This window comes from Phyllobacterium chamaecytisi, assembly GCF_020164455.1.
GTDB classification, from domain to species: Bacteria; Pseudomonadota; Alphaproteobacteria; order Rhizobiales; family Rhizobiaceae; genus Phyllobacterium; species Phyllobacterium chamaecytisi.
In genome coordinates this window covers 1-640 of the sequence record NZ_JAIQWW010000074.1, presented here as the reverse complement: position 1 = coordinate 640, position 640 = coordinate 1, and the positions used below count along the sequence as shown (strand labels likewise).

1 protein-coding gene is annotated in these 640 nt (G+C 54.2%); it reads right to left on the bottom strand.

The window, feature by feature from the left end; all coding sequences use genetic code 11:
* The coding region (locus tag LB462_RS30975) for a response regulator transcription factor (RefSeq protein WP_224515965.1) at positions 1-623 on the bottom strand (623 nt) is incomplete at its 3' end.
* Positions 624-640: the final 17 nt, after the last annotated feature.

The window sequence follows — 640 nt, the reverse complement described above, 5'->3', positions numbered from 1 at the left end:
GACTTGATGAAGTCGCTGCCAAGCTTCTTCCGCAGATTGTAGATCACGACTTCCGTCGTATTGCTCTCCACAGCGCTTTCAGCGCTATAAAGCGCATATTCGATATCGCTTTTTGTAACGTACTTGCCAGCGCGTTCCATGAGGAGCTTCAGCATCTGAAACTCCTTGGCCGTCATCGCGACTTGCCCCGATGTGCTGCGCACCACCATGGCGGCAGGATCGACTTCAACATCTCCGCACTTCAGGACCACATCCGAACGTCCGTCCCGCCGCCTTATCAGCGCTCTAAGCCGTGCCAGCAGCTCATCGAGATCAAAGGGCTTGACGAGATAATCGTCAGCGCCGCTATCAAGGCCTTCAACCTTCTGTAGCGGAGTATCCCGCGCCGTCAGCAGCAAGATCGGAACCATGTTCTTTTTTTGCCGCGCTGCTCTCAGCACATTGATTCCGTCGAGCTTCGGCAAATTGACATCGAGTACGACGACGCTGAAGATCAGGTCCTCAAGCGCAGCAAGCCCGGATTCCCCGTCCTGCATCCAATCCACGCCATAGGCATGTTTCTCCAACGCCTTCTTCAACGACGATCCAAGGATCACGTCATCTTCGATCAGTAACAGGCGCATCGGTATCGATACCTTTC